Origin of the sequence: Vibrio sp. 10N.261.52.C2 (assembly GCF_041471425.1) — a bacterium.
GTDB lineage: Bacteria > Pseudomonadota > Gammaproteobacteria > Enterobacterales > Vibrionaceae > Vibrio > Vibrio crassostreae_C.
This window is the reverse complement of record NZ_JBFROH010000001.1, coordinates 25,984-43,540: the sequence shown is the minus strand read 5'-3', so window position 1 is coordinate 43,540 and position 17,557 is coordinate 25,984. Positions and strand designations below refer to the sequence as shown.

Genomic DNA, 17,557 nt, shown 5'->3' with positions numbered 1-17,557 from the left:
CGAGGCCATAGTGGGTAAAATCGTAGCAATTGCCAACCAGAAGGGCGGCGTAGGAAAAACAACAACTTGCATTAATTTGGCAGCATCAATGGCGGCAACAAAACGCAAGATATTGGTTGTTGACCTCGATCCTCAAGGTAATGCCACTATGGCGAGCGGTGTCGATAAGTATCAAGTTGAAGCAACTGCTTACGATTTGCTGGTTGAAGACACCCCATTTGATGAGGTAGTTTGCCGAAGTACATCTGGCAATTATGACCTCATCGCCGCAAACGGTGATGTGACTGCGGCAGAAATCAAGTTAATGGAAGTATTTGCTCGTGAAGTTCGTTTAAAAAACGCACTCAAATCCATTCGCGACAACTATGATTTCATCTTTATTGATTGCCCACCTTCATTGAACCTTCTTACAATCAACGCGATGGCTGCGGCCGATTCCGTATTGGTTCCTATGCAATGTGAATATTTTGCTTTGGAAGGTTTGACTGCGTTGATGGATACCATCAGTAAGCTCGCTGCGGTAGTAAACGAGAATCTGAAGATCGAAGGTCTTCTTCGTACAATGTATGATCCTCGTAACCGCTTATCGAATGAAGTCTCTGATCAACTCAAAAAACACTTCGGTAGCAAAGTTTACCGAACTGTGATCCCTCGAAATGTACGTTTGGCAGAAGCGCCGAGTCATGGCAAGCCAGCAATGTACTACGACAAGTATTCCGCAGGTGCTAAGGCATATCTTGCTCTTGCAGGCGAAATGTTGCGTCGTGAAGAAGTCCCAGTATAGGTCTAACCAAAGGAATTCGCTCAATGTCTAAGCGTGGTTTAGGAAAAGGGTTAGATGCATTACTTGCAACTAGCTCATTGGCTCGTGAAAAACAGCAAGTTGCTTCTCATAGTCAGGCGTTGTCGGCTGATGGTGAGCTTATTGAACTGGCTGTTGGTTGCTTGAAGCCTGGTGTATATCAACCGCGTAAGGATATTGCGCCTGAAGCGCTAGAAGAGCTGGCAGCATCAATTCAATCTCAAGGCATTATCCAACCGATCGTAGTTCGCCCATTGGCGCACGACCAGTTCGAGATTATTGCTGGTGAACGTCGTTGGAGAGCGGCTCGTCAAGCTGGCCTTAAACAAGTGCCATGTTTGGTCAAGAGAGTCGAAGACAAAGCCGCTATCGCGATGGCGTTGATTGAGAATATTCAGCGTGAAGATCTGAATGTTATCGAAGAAGCACAAGCGCTAGAGCGACTACAGAACGAATTTGAGCTGACACACCAACAAGTCGCTGATGTAATCGGTAAATCGAGAGCTACGGTGAGTAACTTATTACGTCTAAATCAGCTCGAAAATGAAGTAAAAGGTTTAGTTTCCAATAAACAACTGGAAATGGGGCATGCTCGAGCACTGCTTGCGCTTGAAGGTGATACCCAGGTTGAAGCAGCAAACACTGCGGCAACCAAAAAAATGACCGTGCGTCAAACTGAGCAACTTGTCAAAAAGTGCTTAAAACCAGACGTTGAAGGTGAATCGAAGCCTGAAGACACAGAAGCTATCGAACTTTCACGAAGACTCACGGAAAAATTGCAAGCAAACGTTTCAGTTACTCGTTCTGTTAGCGGTAAGTCAAAAGTGACAATTACTCTTGATGAGCCTCACAAATTAGAGCAACTTATTGCTAAACTAGAGTACTAAATGAGATAATTGATTTAGGTCAATTATGTAATAAACAAGTAATTTCGTACAAAAGTTGTAGGTTTGTATGCAAAAATGTAAATGATTGCTGCATTGTTATTGCAATCAATTTGGCTGAACGTATAATTTTCGCCAATTTCTCAGCACGCTTTTAAGCGAGTAGTAAAGAAGGCTTAAAAGAGGAACGAATACATGGTAGCGGCGTTAGCAAGACCAGGACGAGTGCTTGCAAAGCAAATGTTATTGATCGAGCTTAGCGCGGTTATATTAGTGGCGATAGGGTTAGGTTTAGCTGTTAATCCTGATTGGGGTTTTGCTGCATTAATCGGTGGCGGTATTTTTGTCATCGCAAATGCAGTTTTTTGTGTGTGTGCTTTCCTATTTAGTGGAGCTCGCGCAACTAAGTTAGTTGCGGCGTCGTTCTATGCAGGCGAAGCGCTAAAAATCCTTATCACAGTTCTACTATTCTCTATTGTCTACATGTATATGCAGGTGGAATTAGTTCCCCTCAAACTGACCTATTTACTGGTTCTAGGTATTAATATCTTTGCGCCAGTGCTTTTCATTAACAATAAAAAATAGGATGAGTTATGGCTGCGCCAACAGCATCCGGATACATTGAGCACCACTTACAAAACCTTTCTTTAGCTAAGTTTGGTCTTGTAGAGGAGACAAGTTTCTGGAACGTACATATAGACAGTCTGTTTTTTTCGGTGTTGACAGGGATGTTATTCCTTTGGGTTTTTCGCTCAGTCGCTAAGAAAGCAACAGTAGGTGTACCTGGTAAGCTTCAGTGTTTTGTTGAAATGGTAGTTGAATTCGTTGATGGCAACGTTAAAGACACTTTCCATGGCCGCAACCCTCTGATTGCTCCATTAGCACTGACTATATTCTGCTGGATTATTTTAATGAACTTGATGGACTTAGTGCCTATCGATTTCTTACCATATCCTGCGGAGCATTGGCTAGGTATCCCTTATTTGAAAGTGGTTCCTTCAGCTGATGTTAATATAACCATGTCAATGGCCTTAGGTGTTTTTGCTCTGATGATCTACTACAGCATCAAAGTAAAAGGCTTAGGTGGATTTGCCAAAGAACTTGCTTTACATCCATTTAATCACCCAATCATGATCCCGTTTAACCTACTGATTGAAGTGGTATCGCTACTCGCGAAGCCTCTATCACTTGGTATGCGTCTATTCGGTAACATGTTCGCAGGTGAGGTTGTATTCATTCTTTGTGCGGCAATGCTACCGTGGTATTTACAATGGGTAGGCTCTCTACCTTGGGCTATCTTCCATATCTTGGTTATTTTGATTCAAGCATTTGTTTTCATGATGTTAACAATTGTTTATTTATCAATGGCCCATGAAGATGGCGATCACTAAAAATTTTTAAGTTTTATTCTAACTATTAATGTTAATCGGAGAACGTAAATGGAAACTGTACTAAGTTTTTCAGCAATCGCTGTTGCTATTATTGTTGGTCTTTGTGCCGTAGGTACTGCAATTGGTTTTGCTATTCTTGGTGGTAAATTCCTAGAAGGCGCTGCGCGTCAACCTGAAATGGCTCCAATGCTACAAGTTAAGATGTTCATCATCGCTGGTCTACTGGATGCTGTTCCAATGATCGGTATCGTAATCGCACTACTATTCACGTTTGCTAACCCATTTGTTGGTCAACTAGCAGGCTAATTAACTGTTAATTAGTTAATTAAATTTTTGTAGTTGATTCTTAACGAGGGGTAGCTGTTGTGAATATGAACGCAACTCTGTTAGGTCAAGCAATTGCTTTTTCTATGTTTGTTTGGTTCTGCATGAAATATGTATGGCCACCAATCATGCAAGCAATTGAAGAGCGTCAGAAAAAAATTGCTGACGGTCTAGTAGCCGCTGAACGCGCTGCTAAAAACTTGGATCTAGCACAAGCCAACGCTTCTGACCAATTGAAAGAAGCGAAGCGCACCGCAACTGAGGTTATTGAACAGGCAAATAAACGCAAGGCTCAAATTATTGATGAAGCTCGCGAAGAGGCTCAGGCAGAACGCCAGAAAATCTTAGCGCAAGCGGAAGCCGAAATTGAAGCTGAGCGCACACGTGCCCGTGATGACCTGCGCAAACAAGTCGCAACTCTGGCAATTGCTGGTGCTGAGAAAATCCTTGAGCGTACAATCGATAAAGATGTACACGATGATCTTCTTAACAACATTACTGCAAAACTTTAAAGCAAGGGGCTGTATATGTCTGATTTGACTACAATCGCACGCCCCTATGCTAAAGCAGCGTTTGACTTTGCGGTAGAGAAAGGTGAGCTAGACCAATGGGGTCAGATGCTTACTTTTGCTGCCGAAGTGGCACAAAATGATGATGTTCACAATTTCTTAAGCAGCTCTCAAACTGCTGAAAAATTAGCTGAAGTATTCATTGTAATTTGTGGCGAACAATTTGATGAATTCGGCCAGAACTTGATAAAAGTAATGGCAGAGAATGGCCGCTTAATGGCTTTTCCTGATGTTTGCAAAGAGTTCTTATTGCTCAAACAAGAGCACGAGAAAGAGATCGACGTTGAAGTCACTTCAGCGGTTGAACTTTCTAAAGAACAACGCGCAGAGATCAGCAGCAAATTGGAACAGCGCTTAGCGCGCAAAGTTCAGCTGAATTGCAGTATAGATGAGACTCTACTTAGTGGAGTTATTATTCGAGCCGGAGACCTAGTCATCGATAACTCAGCGCGCAGTCGTCTAGACCGCCTGAGCGATGCATTGCAGTCTTAATGGGGATTGGAGCATGCAACTTAATTCCACTGAAATTAGCGATCTAATTAAACAACGTATTGAATCTTTCGACGTTGTTAGTGAAGCTCGCAATGAAGGTACTATCGTTTCTGTAAGCGATGGCATCCTTAGCATCCACGGCCTAGCGGACGTGATGCAAGGTGAAATGATCGAACTACCGGGTGGCCGTTACGCTCTAGCACTAAACTTGAACCGTGATTCGGTTGGTGCTGTTGTAATGGGCCCGTATGCTGACCTACAGGAAGGCATGAAAGTTACAGGTACTGGTCGTATTCTAGAAGTACCAGTAGGTCCTGAAATGCTTGGTCGTGTTGTAAACACGCTAGGTGAGCCAATTGATGGTAAAGGTCCAATCGAAGCTAAATTGACTTCGCCTGTAGAAATTATCGCACCAGGTGTAATCGACCGTAAATCGGTAGATCAACCTGTTCAAACTGGTTACAAGTCTGTTGACTCAATGATCCCTATCGGTCGTGGTCAACGTGAACTAGTAATCGGTGACCGTCAGACTGGTAAAACAGCAATGGCGATCGATGCGATTATTAACCAAAAAGATTCTGGTATTTTCTCTATCTACGTAGCTATCGGCCAAAAAGCGTCGACTATTGCTAACGTAGTTCGCAAACTAGAAGAGCACGGCGCACTAGCAAACACTGTTGTTGTTGTTGCATCTGCTTCTGAATCTGCAGCGCTGCAATACCTTGCACCGTATGCTGGTTGTGCGATGGGCGAATACTTCCGTGATCGCGGTGAAGATGCACTGATTGTTTATGATGATCTATCTAAGCAAGCTGTAGCTTACCGTCAAATCTCGCTACTACTTAAGCGTCCACCAGGTCGTGAAGCGTTCCCAGGTGATGTTTTCTACCTTCACTCTCGTCTACTAGAGCGTGCTGCTCGTGTAAGCGAAGCATACGTAGAAAAATTCACTAACGGTGAAGTGACAGGCAAGACTGGTTCTTTAACTGCTCTACCTATCATCGAAACGCAAGCTGGTGACGTATCTGCATTCGTACCAACGAACGTAATCTCGATTACTGATGGTCAGATCTTCCTACAAACTGAGCTATTCAACGCGGGCGTACGTCCAGCTGTTGACCCAGGTATCTCAGTTTCTCGTGTAGGTGGTTCGGCGCAGACTAAAATCATCAAGAAGCTATCTGGCGGTATCCGTACTGCTCTAGCTCAATACCGTGAACTTGCAGCATTTGCTCAGTTCTCTTCGGATCTTGATGAAGCGACTAAGAAGCAGCTAGACCACGGTCAAAAAGTTACAGAACTGATGAAGCAGAAGCAATACGCTCCTATGTCTGTATTTGACCAAGCTCTAGTAATCTTCGCTGCAGAGCGTGGATACCTTCAAGACGTTGAACTTTCTAAAGTTCTAGACTTTGAAGCTGCTTTACTGTCGTTTGCTCGTGGTCAATATGCCGATCTAGCAACACAGATCGACACAACGGGTGCTTTCAATAAAGAAATCGAAGCTGAGCTGAAGAAGCTTGTTGACGATTTCAAGGCAACCCAGACCTGGTAATTGGTAGGTGGTCTTAGGGCCACCTCATACCATTAACGGAGAGTAACGATGGCCGGCGCAAAAGAGATACGTAATAAAATCGGTAGTGTTAAAAGCACACAGAAGATTACGAAAGCAATGGAAATGGTAGCAGCTTCAAAAATGCGTCGTTCTCAAGACGCAATGGAAGCTACTCGTCCATATGCAGAAACAATGCGTAAAGTGATCGGTCATTTGGCTAATGGTAGCCTCGAGTATAAGCATCCTTATCTTGAGGAACGTGAAGCCAAACGTGTTGGTTACATCATCGTTTCTACAGACCGTGGTCTTTGTGGTGGTTTGAACATTAACTTGTTCAAAAAAGCCATGAACGATATGAAAGATTGGTCTGAGAAAGGTGCTGACGTTGAACTTGCAATTGTAGGTTCAAAAGCGACAGCATTTTTCAACAACAGCGGCGCGAAAGTGGCAGCTCAAGTTTCTGGTCTGGGCGATCGTCCAAGCCTTGAAGACTTGATTGGCTCTGTAAGCGTTATGCTGAAGAAATATGATGAAGGCGAATTAGATCGCCTGTTCGTAGTGTTCAACAAGTTTGAAAACACTATGGTTCAAGAACCAACGATCGATCAATTACTTCCTTTGCCTAAATCAGACAGCGAAGAAATGAAACGCAGTCATTCTTGGGACTACATTTATGAGCCCGAGCCAAAACCACTACTAGATGCATTATTGGTTCGCTATGTCGAATCTCAAGTGTACCAAGGTGTGGTTGAGAACCTTGCTTGTGAGCAAGCGGCTCGAATGATTGCAATGAAATCAGCAACAGATAACGCTGGTGACATTATTGATGACTTAGAACTTGTGTATAACAAAGCGCGTCAAGCGGCGATTACACAAGAACTTTCTGAGATCGTTTCAGGCGCAGCTGCGGTTTAAGCTTAGGTAAAACTAAATAGTTAGAGGATTAACGATGGCTACAGGTAAGATCGTACAGATCATCGGTGCGGTAGTCGACGTAGAGTTCCCACAGGGTGAAGTACCTCGTGTATACGACGCTCTGAATGTTAATGAAGTACAAGAACGTCTAGTTCTTGAAGTTCAGCAACAACTTGGCGGTGGCGTAGTTCGCGCAATCGTAATGGGTAGCTCTGATGGTTTACGTCGTGGTTTGACAGTTGAAAATACTGGCGCTCCAATCTCAGTACCAGTAGGTACTAAGACATTGGGTCGTATCATGAACGTCCTAGGTGACGCGATTGATGAGTGTGGCGAGATTGGTGCTGAAGAGCATTACGCCATTCACCGTGAAGCTCCAAGCTACGAAGAGCAGTCTAACGAGACAGCTCTTCTAGAAACTGGTGTTAAAGTAATCGACTTGATTTGTCCATTCGCTAAGGGTGGTAAAATCGGTCTATTCGGTGGTGCTGGTGTAGGTAAGACCGTTAACATGATGGAACTTATCAACAACATCGCACTTCAACACTCAGGCCTATCTGTATTTGCAGGTGTAGGTGAGCGTACTCGTGAAGGTAACGATTTCTACTTTGAGATGCAGGAAGCAGGTGTTGTAAACATCGAAAAACCTGAAGAATCAAAAGTAGCGATGGTTTACGGTCAGATGAACGAGCCACCAGGTAACCGTCTACGTGTTGCACTGACTGGTCTAACAATGGCAGAGCGCTTCCGTGACGAAGGTCGTGACGTTCTATTGTTCGTTGATAACATCTACCGTTACACACTAGCAGGTACTGAAGTATCAGCACTTCTAGGTCGTATGCCTTCTGCGGTAGGTTACCAACCTACACTAGCTGAAGAAATGGGTGTTCTACAAGAGCGTATCACGTCAACTAAATCTGGTTCTATCACGTCTGTACAGGCGGTATACGTACCAGCGGATGACTTGACTGACCCGTCTCCAGCAACAACGTTCGCTCACTTGGATGCAACGGTTGTACTTAACCGTAACATCGCATCTATGGGTCTATACCCAGCGATCGACCCGCTAGATTCTACTTCACGTCAACTGGATCCATTGGTAGTTGGACAAGAGCACTACGACATCGCTCGTGGCGTTCAGTCTACTCTTCAGCGCTATAAAGAGCTGAAAGATATCATTGCTATCCTAGGTATGGATGAGCTATCTGAAGAAGATAAGCAAGTTGTATCTCGTGCTCGTAAGATTGAGAAGTTCCTAACTCAGCCTTACCACGTAGCGGAAGTATTTACAGGTGACCCAGGCGTTTACGTACCTCTTAAAGAGACTCTACGTGGCTTCCAAGGTCTTCTATCTGGTGAATACGATGACATTCCAGAGCAAGCGTTCATGTACTGTGGTGCAATTGACGAAGCTATCGAGAATGCTAAGAAGCTATAAGGCTAACTAGGAGGCGATATGGCAGCAATAACCTTTCACCTAGACGTTGTAAGTGCAGAGAAACAAATTTTCTCAGGCCTTGTAGAGACGTTTCAGGTGACCGGTAGTGAGGGTGAGCTTGGTATTTTCCATGGTCATACTCCACTGCTGACCGCTATCAAGCCTGGTATGGTGCGTATTGTTAAGCAGCACGGCCACGAAGAAATCATTTATGTTTCTGGTGGTATGGTAGAAGTTCAGCCTGGTACAGCGACTGTACTGGCTGATACAGCTATCCGTGGTGAAGAGCTAGACGCAGCAAAGGCGGAAGAAGCTAAACGCAAGGCTGTGGAGAATATCCAAAATCAGCATGGCGACATAGACTTCGCACAAGCGGCCGGTGAACTGGCTAAAGCCATTGCTCAGTTACGAGTTATCGAACTGACAAAACAGCGTCGTTAATCTTTTTAAGATTATAGACTCTGAGACAAAGGCGACCTAAGGGTCGCCTTTTTGCATTTTTAGATTCTCAAAAATGCTTCTTTTACGTATCACTACTGGTTAAATGGTTATTGCGATTTAATTTTTTGCCCAAAAACGGTTACAATATCGGCTTAATAAAAATAACGTTGGATAGGTTTACAATGAAGTTTAGCGCGGTAATTCTCGCGGCGGGCAAAGGCACTCGCATGTATTCAAACACACCAAAGGTTCTGCACACACTTGCGGGTAAGCCAATGGTGAAGCATGTTATCGATACATGTAATGGTCTAGGCGCTCAAAACATCAACCTGGTTTACGGCCACGGTGGTGATCAGATGAAGGCTACCTTAGCTGAAGAATCTGTAAACTGGGCACTGCAAGCTGAACAGCTCGGCACAGGCCACGCTGTGGATCAAGCATCTGCACATTTCGCTGATGATGAAAAAGTATTGGTGCTCTACGGTGATGTTCCACTGATCTCACCTGAAACCATTGAAAACCTATTAGACGCTCAACCAAACGGTGGTATCGCGCTACTTACTGTCGTGTTAGACAACCCAATGGGTTACGGACGTATTATTCGTCGTAATGGCCCTGTTGTGGCTATCGTTGAACAGAAAGATGCAACGGATGAGCAGAAGCTTATCAAAGAGATCAACACTGGCGTTATGGTGGCGACTGGTGGCGATCTCAAGCGCTGGTTGTCTGGCCTAAGTAACGACAACGCACAGGGTGAATATTACCTGACTGACGTTATCGCAGCGGCTCACGACGAAGGTCGTGCAGTTGAAGCGGTACACCCAGTAAGCCCAATTGAAGTGGAAGGCGTAAACGACCGCTCTCAACTGGCTCGTCTAGAGCGCGCTTACCAAGCTGAGCAAGCAGACAAGTTATTGAAGCAAGGCGTAATGCTACGCGACCCAAGCCGCTTTGATCTACGTGGTGAACTGCAGTGCGGTATGGACGTTGAGATTGACACTAACGTTATCATCGAAGGCAGCGTCAGCATTGGCGACAACGTGATTATCGGCACTGGTTGTGTATTGAAAGACTGTGAGATCGATGACAACACCATTGTTCGCCCATACAGCGTGATTGAAGGTGCAACAGTTGGTGAAGACTGTACGGTTGGTCCTTTCACTCGTTTACGTCCTGGTGCTGACATGCGTAATAACTCGCACGTTGGTAACTTTGTCGAAGTGAAAAACACTCGCCTTGGTGAAGGTTCTAAAGCGAACCACTTAACGTATCTAGGCGATGCTGAAATTGGTCAGCGCGTAAACGTGGGTGCGGGTGCAATTACTTGTAACTACGATGGTGCGAATAAGTTTAAGACCATCATCGGCGACGACGTATTCGTTGGTTCAGACAGCCAATTAATCGCGCCTGTTACGATTGGTAATGGTGCTACCGTTGGAGCTGGCTCTACCGTAACACGCGATGTTTCTGAAAATGAGCTAGTTATCAGCCGTGCGAAAGAACGTAAGATTGCTGACTGGCAGCGTCCGACTAAGAAAAAGTAGTCTCTTAATAAATAAGATGATTTAAATGAAAGTCAGTAGTACCGCTACAGGCTTTTTCTTATTTATCTAGATATAGAAAAAGAGCGAGTAATCTCGCTCTTTTTTGTTTTCGTTAATCCAGAAACTAATCTTGTTTCTCGTCAGCGACCACTCGAGAGTTGTCTGGTGTCGCGAAGTGTTCAGAAAGCTCTTTGTTCGAAACAATATAGCCAACCCACAATGCACCCAAGCAAATCACAACCGCGATACCCGTTGCGCTTAGTGCTTGGCTAGCCATTGCTGCGACCAATGCACTTGATAGGCCACTGATACTGATTTGTAGGCTGTTTTGTAGACCAGCAGCTGTTGCTGGGCTCTGTTTAGCGCTTGATAGGGCACGGTTTACTACGATTGGGTAAAGTGCGCCGTTTGCGACAGCAATCAAACAGAAAGGCGCAAGTAGAGGCCAGATTGACGTCAGTTCCCATTGTGATGCGATGAAGATAAGCATCGCCGCTACGCTGAACAAACCGATAAGGTTTCTTAGTACAACGCCATCGCCATATTTCTTCACTGCTTGCTTACCGAAGTAACCACCCGCCATGAACGCGATTGTTTGTGGGATAAAGCTCAAACCGATGTCTTTTGCTTCATAACCTAGTTGAGCCATGATCTCTGGCATACCCGTTAGGTAAGCGAAGAACGCTGCAGATGCTGATGCAAACATTAAAACATTACCCATGTAAGGCTTTGATTTAAGCAACATCTTGATGTCTGTCTTAATCGATGTCTGTTTTACTTCTGGCGCTTCTTTTGGTTGAGCCATGGTCGTTGCGATCAACAATGCGCCCATTAGCGTCAGTGTGATAAAGATACTGTGCCAACCAAAGCTGTCTGCTAGCAACACACCCAGTTGCGGTGCTAGTGCAGGAGATAGCGCAACCAAAGGCATTATGGTTGCAAAAATTTGCTGGCTACTGCTTTGCGAGTAACGCTTGATAACCATTGCTTGCCAGATTACCGCTGGAGCACATACACCGATCGCTTGAATGAATCGCAGTGTCAGTAGGTGCCATACTTCGGTACTGAATGCTAAGCCGAATGAAGCTGCAGTAAAGATAACAAGACCAACCGCTAGCGTATTACGGTGACCATACTTGTCACTCGCCAGACCCCAAAGAAGCTGACCCATTGCCATGCCACCAAGGAATACGGTTAGAGACAGAGCAATCTGCTCTGGGCCGGTTGCAAAATCGACTTCCATTGCCTTAAATGCAGGAAGGTACATATCGGTCGCAATAAAGCCAAGCATGGAAAGAACTGCAAGGTAGACCAATTGAAATTTAGAAATATTCATAAGATGCCATTAAGCTAAAGGTAGTGATGTTTTTATCATCAAAAAAATTGTTAGATACTCAGGAGAAGGAACCCCTGTTTATTTATGCTGACATTCTATTTTTCAGAGCTGATAAAATAAAACGCTAAAATATGTAGTTATCAATCAAAAAATTTGAAGGCTTATGTTCTCTAAATCCTCGTTAGAAATGCTTGATACCGTTGCTCGCTTGGGCAGCTTCACTGCGGCTGCAGAGCAATTGCACAAAGTACCATCGGCGATCAGCTATGGGGTTAGGCAGGTAGAGCAAGAGCTTGATGTTCTACTTTTCAGACGCTTACCAAGAAAAGTAGAGCTGACGCCTGCTGGGGAGCTGTTTATTGAAGAGGCTCGTCAACTGCTGAGACAGATGGAAGAACTCAGTGCGCAAACTCGCCGAGCTGCGCGTGGTTGGAAGAAAACCTTACGTCTAACCCTTGATAACGTGGTTAAGCTCGATAAGATGAAACCGATGATTGAAGAGTTTTACCAAACCTTTGAGTTTGCAGAGCTTCAGATCAACATGGAGGTGTTTAACGGATCTTGGGAAGCCATTGCACAGGGCAGAGCGGATATTGTGATTGGTGCAACCTCGGCGATTCCGGTTGGTGGAGACTTTGAGGTCAAAGATATGGGGCGCTTAGATTGGGCGTTTGTGATGTCGCCGAGTCATCCGTGTGTGCGAGAGCAAAACCTCAATGAAGAGTTTGTTAGCCAGTATCCCGCGATATGTTTGGACGATACCTCTAGCGTGCTCCCTAAGCGACACACTGGCCACTACTCAAATCAAAGACGCCTGTTGTTACCCAACTGGTATAGCGCGATTGAATGCCTTAAAAATGGAGTAGGGGTGGGTTATATGCCAAGACACATTGCTGCACCTATTATCGAGCAAGGCTTGCTGGTGGAGAAAATACTGCCTGAACCGAGCCCGCAGAGTCATTGTTGTTTAGTGTGGCGAAAAGACGATAACCATAAACTGATCGAATGGATGGTCAATTATTTAGGATCGAGTGAACAACTTCATCAAGATTGGCTGGATCATCGCAAGGCGATCTAATGATCTCTTTATAAGAAGATCCTTTTCAAGCTCGAGCTGAATCAGTACCAATAAAAAGAGCGAGTAAATACTCGCTCTTTTTGATTCGGTCGTTAACTCTTAAGACAAGAAGAACTTGTAGGAAGGGTTATCGGTTTCATCTTTACACTGATAGCCAAGTTCTCGTAGATGTGTCGAGAACTGAGCCAAATCATCATCATCAAGCTCAAAGCCACACAATACACGACCGTAGTCGGCACCGTGGTTACGATAATTGAACAGGCTGATATTCCAGTGGGTACCTAAGGTATCAAGGAATTTAATCAATGCACCTGGGTATTCTGGGAACTCAAAGCTGTATAGACGTTCTTTCAAAGGTTTCGATGGTTTACCGCCAATCATGTAGCGAATGTGCAGTTTTGCCATCTCATCATCAGAGAGATCGACAACTGGGTAGCCGCCTTCACGTAGGTCATTGATGATGTGTTCGAGTTCTTCTTGGCCACCTTGTAGACGTACACCAACGAAGATATTCGCTAGGCTTTCGTCGTTGTGGCGGTAATTAAACTCAGTCACCGCTCGACCACCAATAATATTACAGAACTCTAGGAATGCCCCTTGTCGCTCTGGAATCGTCACAGCAAGTAGACCTTCTCGCTTCTCACCCAGCTCACAACGTTCAGAGACATAACGCAGACCGTGGAAGTTGGTGTTAGCACCAGACAGTACCGTTGCCAATTGCTTGTCTTGCAGTTGGTTCTGTTCAGCAAACTTCTTCAAGCCAGCCAGAGCAAGCGCTCCTGAAGGTTCAGCAATCGCACGAGTGTCTTCAAAGATATCTTTCACCGCAGAGCAGATCTCATCACTAGAGACTGCAATGTGACCGTCAATGTACTGTTGGCAAAGACGGAATGTCTCTTCGCCAATGCGTTTAACCGCAACACCATCAGCAAACATGCTGACCTGATCCAGTACCACAGGTTCACCGGCATCGAGGGCCGCTTTTAAGCAAGACGAATCTTCTGGTTCTACTGCAATGACTTTAATCTCTGGCATCAGCTGTTTTACTAATACTGCAACACCCGCAGCTAAGCCACCACCGCCAACCGGCACAAAGATATAATCCATGTGACCGTTTTGCTGCAGCATCTCCATACCCATCGTACCTTGCCCTGCAATCACCAGTGGGTGATCGAAAGGAGGCACAAAGGTAAAGCCATGTTCAGCAGAAAGACGCTCGGCTTCTGCCTTAGCTTCATCAAAGTTGCTGCCGTGCAGAACCACGTTACCGCCAAAGCCACGTACCGCATCAACCTTGATGTCTGGTGTGGTTTTTGGCATCACAATCGTGGTCTGAATACCCAACTTAGAGCCAGACAGCGCCATACCTTGAGCATGGTTACCCGCCGATGCAGCAATCACACCTGCGGCTTTTTGCTGCTCAGAAAGGCTTGATACCATGTTGTAGGCACCACGTAGCTTGAACGAGTGCACCGGCTGACGGTCTTCTCGCTTAAGCTGAACCTGATTACCAATGCGCGCGCTTAAACGTGGCATATCCTGCAGAGGTGTCACGATTGCCGCTTCGTAAACCGGCGCTCTCAGGATCTGACGCAGATAATCTGCGCCAGTTTGTTTCTGGGGACTGGAGGTGTCATCACTCATAGTTAGCCCTCAAGTTTAGACTTATCGCGCACTGCGCCTTTGTCGGCACTGGTCGCCATGCTTGCGTAAGCCTTCAGTGCGAAAGACACTTCACGCTGACGGTTTTCAGGTTTCCAGCCTAGTGCATCTTGTTTAACGCGACGTGCTTCAAGCTCGGCTTCTGGCACATCAAGTGTGATTGAGCGGCTAGGGATGTCGATAGTGATAATATCGCCAGTGTTCACTAGACCAATCACACCGCCACTTGCTGCTTCTGGAGAAGCGTGACCGATAGACAAACCTGATGTACCGCCAGAGAAACGTCCGTCAGTTAGAAGAGCACAAGACTTACCTAGACCCATAGATTTTAGGTAAGTAGTTGGGTAGAGCATTTCTTGCATGCCCGGACCACCTTTAGGACCTTCGTAACGGATAACAACCACTTCGCCTGCTTTTACTTTACCCGCTAAGATGCCGTCTACTGCTGTGTCTTGGCTTTCGAATACGATTGCAGGGCCTTGGAACTTAAGGTTTTCTTCATCAACACCCGCGGTCTTAACGATACAACCATCAACGGCGATGTTACCTGAAAGTACCGCTAGACCACCTTCTTGGCTGAATGCATTCTCTTTGGTACGAATACAACCATCGACGCGGTCATCATCAAGGCGATCCCAACGACAATCTTGTGAGAAAGCTTTGGTGGTACGGATACCAGCAGGGCCTGCGCGGAAGAACTTAAGCACGGCTTCATCTTCTGTCTGCATGATGTCGTATTGAGCGAGTTGCTCTTGCATGCTTAGACCAAGAACGGTGCGAGTTTGGTTGTTCAATAGACCTGCACGATCAAGCTCACCTAGGATAGCCATTACGCCACCAGCGCGGTGAACGTCTTCCATGTGGTATTTAGGTGTTGAAGGAGCAACCTTACATAGGTGTGGAACACGGCGAGACATCTCGTCGATATCACCCATATCAAAATCAATCTCACCTTCTTGAGCTGCCGCTAAAAGGTGAAGTACTGTGTTGCTTGAACCACCCATCGCGATATCTAGCGCCATTGCATTATCAAAGGCTGCGCGGTTAGCAATGTTGCGTGGCAGTGCTGATTCGTCGTCTTGCTCGTAGTAACGCTTAGTTAGGTCAACGATGCGTTTACCAGCATTGATGAACAGCTCTTCACGGTCTGCGTGGGTTGCCAGCATAGAACCGTTACCTGGCTGAGATAGGCCAAGTGCTTCTGTTAGACAGTTCATTGAGTTGGCTGTGAACATACCTGAACATGAACCACATGTCGGACATGCAGAACGTTCTACTTGCTCACTTTGCTCATCAGAAATCGTTGGATCGGCACCCTGAATCATCGCGTCAACAAGGTCGAGCTTGATGATTTGATCTGAAAGCTTGGTTTTACCTGCTTCCATTGGGCCGCCTGATACAAAGATCACAGGGATGTTAAGGCGCATTGCAGCCATCATCATTCCCGGAGTGATTTTGTCACAGTTAGAGATACACACCATCGCATCTGCACAGTGTGCATTGACCATGTATTCTACTGAGTCTGCGATAAGCTCACGTGATGGCAGTGAGTACAGCATGCCGCCGTGACCCATTGCGATACCGTCATCGACTGCGATGGTGTTGAATTCTTTAGCGATACCGCCCGCTTTCTCGATTTCACCCGCAACCAATTGACCCATGTCTTTAAGGTGAACGTGGCCTGGAACGAATTGAGTGAAAGAGTTTACAACTGCGATGATTGGCTTACCGAAGTCATCATCTTTAACACCAGTTGCACGCCATAAAGCGCGCGCACCAGCCATGTTGCGTCCGTGGGTAGTCGTTGCTGAACGATAGATTGGCATTGCTTAAATCCTTATAAAATATTTGGCTGTTGCTTACTTAGTTGTTTGTGTTTGGTTTTCTGAAGTTTGGTATGCTGGGTACACATAGTCTAACCAGCCCCACTTATCTTCAGTGGTGCCATTGAATAGACCAAAGTAAGCCGCTTGAACCTTTTCAGTGATAGGGCCGCGTTTGCCTTCACCTACTGTAATTTTGTCTACACTGCGAACCGGAACGATCTCTGCAGCTGTGCCTGTCATGAATACTTCATCGGCAAGATATAGCGCTTCGCGAGCAATGTTCTCTTCACGGATCTCATAACCCATGTCTTTTGCTAGTGTCATGATCGAATCACGAGTGATGCCCGGCAGAATTGCACTGGTCGCTGGTGGTGTAGATAGTACGCCATTGCGCACTACAAAGATGTTTTCACCAGCGCCTTCAGAAAGGTAACCATCAACACTTAGCGCGATACCTTCATCGTAACCATGACGACGTGCTTCACCACCAACCAGTAGTGAAGATAGGTAGTTACCACCCGCTTTAGCAGCGGTTGGGATGGTGTTTGGTGCCGCACGGTTCCAGCTAGAGATCATCGCGTCTACGCCATTCTCTAGCGCTTCTTCACCTAGATAAGAGCCCCAAGGGAAAGCAGCGATGATCAGTTCCATCTCAGTGTTTTCTGGTGGACATACACCTAAACCAACGTTCCCGACAAAGCCGAGAGGGCGGATGTACGCTGACTCTAGCTTATTTTGACGTAGCGTTTCGCGAGTCGCTTCCATAATTTCTTCCTCAGTGTAAGGAATAGGGAAGCGGTAGATTTTTGCTGAGTCTTTTAGGCGCTTAGCGTGCTCAGGGTGACGGAAAATAACCGGACCCTTTGGTGTGTTGTAGCAACGAACACCTTCAAATACGGAAGTACCGTAGTGCATTGCGTGAGTCAGGACGTGAACGTTCGCCTCTGCCCAAGGAACCATCTCACCGTTAAACCAAATATAGTCTGCCGTTTTAGCTGTCATGTTTGTGGTTCCTTATGCGTTTATCTTTTGTTGTAAGTTGTTGTTTGGCAATTCATTACGACTGATAGAGATAACGTCAACGGTACGCACATCCCACAGCTTTTCGATTTGATTGACTAAGAAAGAGATCGGACGGTCACTGTCTACAATGATCTCAACACTCGCAACTTTGCTTTCGTGGTTTTGAGTGCCCGCGACTTGCTTAACAATAAAGCCACGGTGGCGGATAACACGAAGAACACGCTCTAGTAGTACAGGCTTATCATCGGCTTTGATGTCTAATAGGTATCTTTTCATG

General features: G+C 45.7%; 18 protein-coding genes. 13 read left to right on the top strand and 5 right to left on the bottom strand.

All coding sequences use genetic code 11. The features are described 5' to 3' along the window. Positions 1–10 precede the first annotated feature (10 nt). The 12 genes from AB4307_RS00225 to glmU all read left to right on the top strand — a co-directional run bounded on the left by AB4307_RS00225 (position 11) and on the right by glmU (position 10,355). On the top strand, positions 11–784 hold the full coding sequence (locus tag AB4307_RS00225; protein ID WP_372128554.1) for a ParA family protein: 774 nt from the start codon (positions 11–13) through the stop codon (positions 782–784). Positions 785–807: 23 nt separating this feature from the next. Further along, a complete protein-coding gene (locus AB4307_RS00220) occupies positions 808–1,689 on the top strand; it encodes a ParB/RepB/Spo0J family partition protein (RefSeq protein WP_017058799.1) in 882 nt (293 codons plus the stop codon). A 192-nt stretch (positions 1,690–1,881) separates the two neighbouring features. Then, positions 1,882–2,271, top strand: a complete 390-nt coding sequence (locus AB4307_RS00215; RefSeq protein WP_017058798.1) for a F0F1 ATP synthase subunit I — start codon at positions 1,882–1,884, stop codon at positions 2,269–2,271. An 8-nt stretch (positions 2,272–2,279) separates the two neighbouring features. Further along, on the top strand, positions 2,280–3,077 hold the full coding sequence (gene atpB, locus AB4307_RS00210; RefSeq protein ID WP_017058797.1) for a F0F1 ATP synthase subunit A: 798 nt from the start codon (positions 2,280–2,282) through the stop codon (positions 3,075–3,077). A gap of 48 nt (positions 3,078–3,125) precedes the next feature. Next, the gene (gene atpE / locus AB4307_RS00205) at positions 3,126–3,383 is read left to right on the top strand and encodes a F0F1 ATP synthase subunit C (RefSeq protein ID WP_004411110.1); all 258 of its coding nucleotides are present in this window, start codon (positions 3,126–3,128) and stop codon (positions 3,381–3,383) included. A 59-nt stretch (positions 3,384–3,442) separates the two neighbouring features. Then, a complete protein-coding gene (gene atpF / locus AB4307_RS00200; protein WP_032545592.1) occupies positions 3,443–3,913 on the top strand; it encodes a F0F1 ATP synthase subunit B in 471 nt (156 codons plus the stop codon). Between the two features lie 15 nt (positions 3,914–3,928). Beyond that, entirely contained in the window at positions 3,929–4,462 is a 534-nt protein-coding gene (gene atpH, locus AB4307_RS00195) for a F0F1 ATP synthase subunit delta (RefSeq protein ID WP_017058795.1), read from the top strand. A gap of 13 nt (positions 4,463–4,475) precedes the next feature. Next, positions 4,476–6,017: a F0F1 ATP synthase subunit alpha gene (gene atpA / locus AB4307_RS00190; protein WP_010433235.1), complete on the top strand. Its 1,542-nt coding sequence runs from the start codon at positions 4,476–4,478 to the stop codon at positions 6,015–6,017. A 48-nt stretch (positions 6,018–6,065) separates the two neighbouring features. Beyond that, entirely contained in the window at positions 6,066–6,932 is an 867-nt protein-coding gene (gene atpG, locus AB4307_RS00185) for a F0F1 ATP synthase subunit gamma (protein ID WP_016794171.1), read from the top strand. A 34-nt stretch (positions 6,933–6,966) separates the two neighbouring features. Then, a complete protein-coding gene (gene atpD / locus AB4307_RS00180; protein WP_048610850.1) occupies positions 6,967–8,370 on the top strand; it encodes a F0F1 ATP synthase subunit beta in 1,404 nt (467 codons plus the stop codon). 18 nt (positions 8,371–8,388) lie between these two features. Next, entirely contained in the window at positions 8,389–8,811 is a 423-nt protein-coding gene (locus tag AB4307_RS00175; RefSeq protein WP_004735742.1) for a F0F1 ATP synthase subunit epsilon, read from the top strand. A gap of 182 nt (positions 8,812–8,993) precedes the next feature. Continuing rightward, a complete protein-coding gene (gene glmU, locus AB4307_RS00170; protein ID WP_065676899.1) occupies positions 8,994–10,355 on the top strand; it encodes a bifunctional UDP-N-acetylglucosamine diphosphorylase/glucosamine-1-phosphate N-acetyltransferase GlmU in 1,362 nt (453 codons plus the stop codon). A gap of 124 nt (positions 10,356–10,479) precedes the next feature. On the opposite strand, the gene punC is transcribed toward glmU, so the two are convergent. After that, positions 10,480–11,691 (bottom strand): purine nucleoside transporter PunC, encoded by a 1,212-nt coding sequence (punC, locus tag AB4307_RS00165; protein WP_248638737.1) that lies wholly within the window; start codon positions 11,689–11,691, stop codon positions 10,480–10,482. A 163-nt stretch (positions 11,692–11,854) separates the two neighbouring features. Between punC and punR the strand changes: the two genes are divergently transcribed. Continuing rightward, the gene (punR, locus tag AB4307_RS00160) at positions 11,855–12,769 is read left to right on the top strand and encodes a DNA-binding transcriptional activator PunR (protein ID WP_372128553.1); all 915 of its coding nucleotides are present in this window, start codon (positions 11,855–11,857) and stop codon (positions 12,767–12,769) included. A 99-nt stretch (positions 12,770–12,868) separates the two neighbouring features. Here punR and ilvA read toward each other — a convergent pair whose 3' ends face one another. From ilvA to ilvM, 4 genes are read right to left on the bottom strand one after another with little or no spacing between them, the layout of a single operon-like run. Next, entirely contained in the window at positions 12,869–14,413 is a 1,545-nt protein-coding gene (gene ilvA / locus AB4307_RS00155) for a threonine ammonia-lyase, biosynthetic (RefSeq protein WP_048610859.1), read from the bottom strand. Between the two features lie 2 nt (positions 14,414–14,415). After that, positions 14,416–16,257, bottom strand: coding sequence for a dihydroxy-acid dehydratase (gene ilvD / locus AB4307_RS00150; protein ID WP_048610861.1), 1,842 nt, complete (start codon positions 16,255–16,257; stop codon positions 14,416–14,418). Positions 16,258–16,290: 33 nt separating this feature from the next. Further along, entirely contained in the window at positions 16,291–17,259 is a 969-nt protein-coding gene (locus AB4307_RS00145; RefSeq protein WP_210447661.1) for a branched-chain amino acid transaminase, read from the bottom strand. A gap of 12 nt (positions 17,260–17,271) precedes the next feature. Next, positions 17,272–17,556 (bottom strand): acetolactate synthase 2 small subunit, encoded by a 285-nt coding sequence (gene ilvM, locus AB4307_RS00140; RefSeq protein ID WP_017055442.1) that lies wholly within the window; start codon positions 17,554–17,556, stop codon positions 17,272–17,274. Between the last annotated feature and the right edge of the window lies 1 nt (position 17,557).

What these genes read in the sequence shown, in the direction of transcription:
- AB4307_RS00220 (WP_017058799.1), top strand. Translation starts at nt 808, where the DNA reads ATGTCTAAGCGTGGTTTAGGAAAAGGGTTAGATGCATTACTTGCAACT.
- AB4307_RS00215 (WP_017058798.1), top strand. Translation starts at nt 1,882, where the DNA reads ATGGTAGCGGCGTTAGCAAGACCAGGACGAGTGCTTGCAAAGCAAATG.
- atpB (WP_017058797.1), top strand. Translation starts at nt 2,280, where the DNA reads ATGGCTGCGCCAACAGCATCCGGATACATTGAGCACCACTTACAAAAC.
- atpE (WP_004411110.1), top strand. Translation starts at nt 3,126, where the DNA reads ATGGAAACTGTACTAAGTTTTTCAGCAATCGCTGTTGCTATTATTGTT.
- atpH (WP_017058795.1), top strand. Translation starts at nt 3,929, where the DNA reads ATGTCTGATTTGACTACAATCGCACGCCCCTATGCTAAAGCAGCGTTT.
- atpA (WP_010433235.1), top strand. Translation starts at nt 4,476, where the DNA reads ATGCAACTTAATTCCACTGAAATTAGCGATCTAATTAAACAACGTATT.
- atpG (WP_016794171.1), top strand. Translation starts at nt 6,066, where the DNA reads ATGGCCGGCGCAAAAGAGATACGTAATAAAATCGGTAGTGTTAAAAGC.
- atpD (WP_048610850.1), top strand. Translation starts at nt 6,967, where the DNA reads ATGGCTACAGGTAAGATCGTACAGATCATCGGTGCGGTAGTCGACGTA.
- AB4307_RS00175 (WP_004735742.1), top strand. Translation starts at nt 8,389, where the DNA reads ATGGCAGCAATAACCTTTCACCTAGACGTTGTAAGTGCAGAGAAACAA.
- glmU (WP_065676899.1), top strand. Translation starts at nt 8,994, where the DNA reads ATGAAGTTTAGCGCGGTAATTCTCGCGGCGGGCAAAGGCACTCGCATG.
- punC (WP_248638737.1), bottom strand. Translation starts at nt 11,691, where the DNA reads ATGAATATTTCTAAATTTCAATTGGTCTACCTTGCAGTTCTTTCCATG.
- punR (WP_372128553.1), top strand. Translation starts at nt 11,855, where the DNA reads ATGTTCTCTAAATCCTCGTTAGAAATGCTTGATACCGTTGCTCGCTTG.
- ilvA (WP_048610859.1), bottom strand. Translation starts at nt 14,413, where the DNA reads ATGAGTGATGACACCTCCAGTCCCCAGAAACAAACTGGCGCAGATTAT.
- ilvD (WP_048610861.1), bottom strand. Translation starts at nt 16,257, where the DNA reads ATGCCAATCTATCGTTCAGCAACGACTACCCACGGACGCAACATGGCT.
- AB4307_RS00145 (WP_210447661.1), bottom strand. Translation starts at nt 17,259, where the DNA reads ATGACAGCTAAAACGGCAGACTATATTTGGTTTAACGGTGAGATGGTT.
- ilvM (WP_017055442.1), bottom strand. Translation starts at nt 17,556, where the DNA reads ATGAAAAGATACCTATTAGACATCAAAGCCGATGATAAGCCTGTACTA.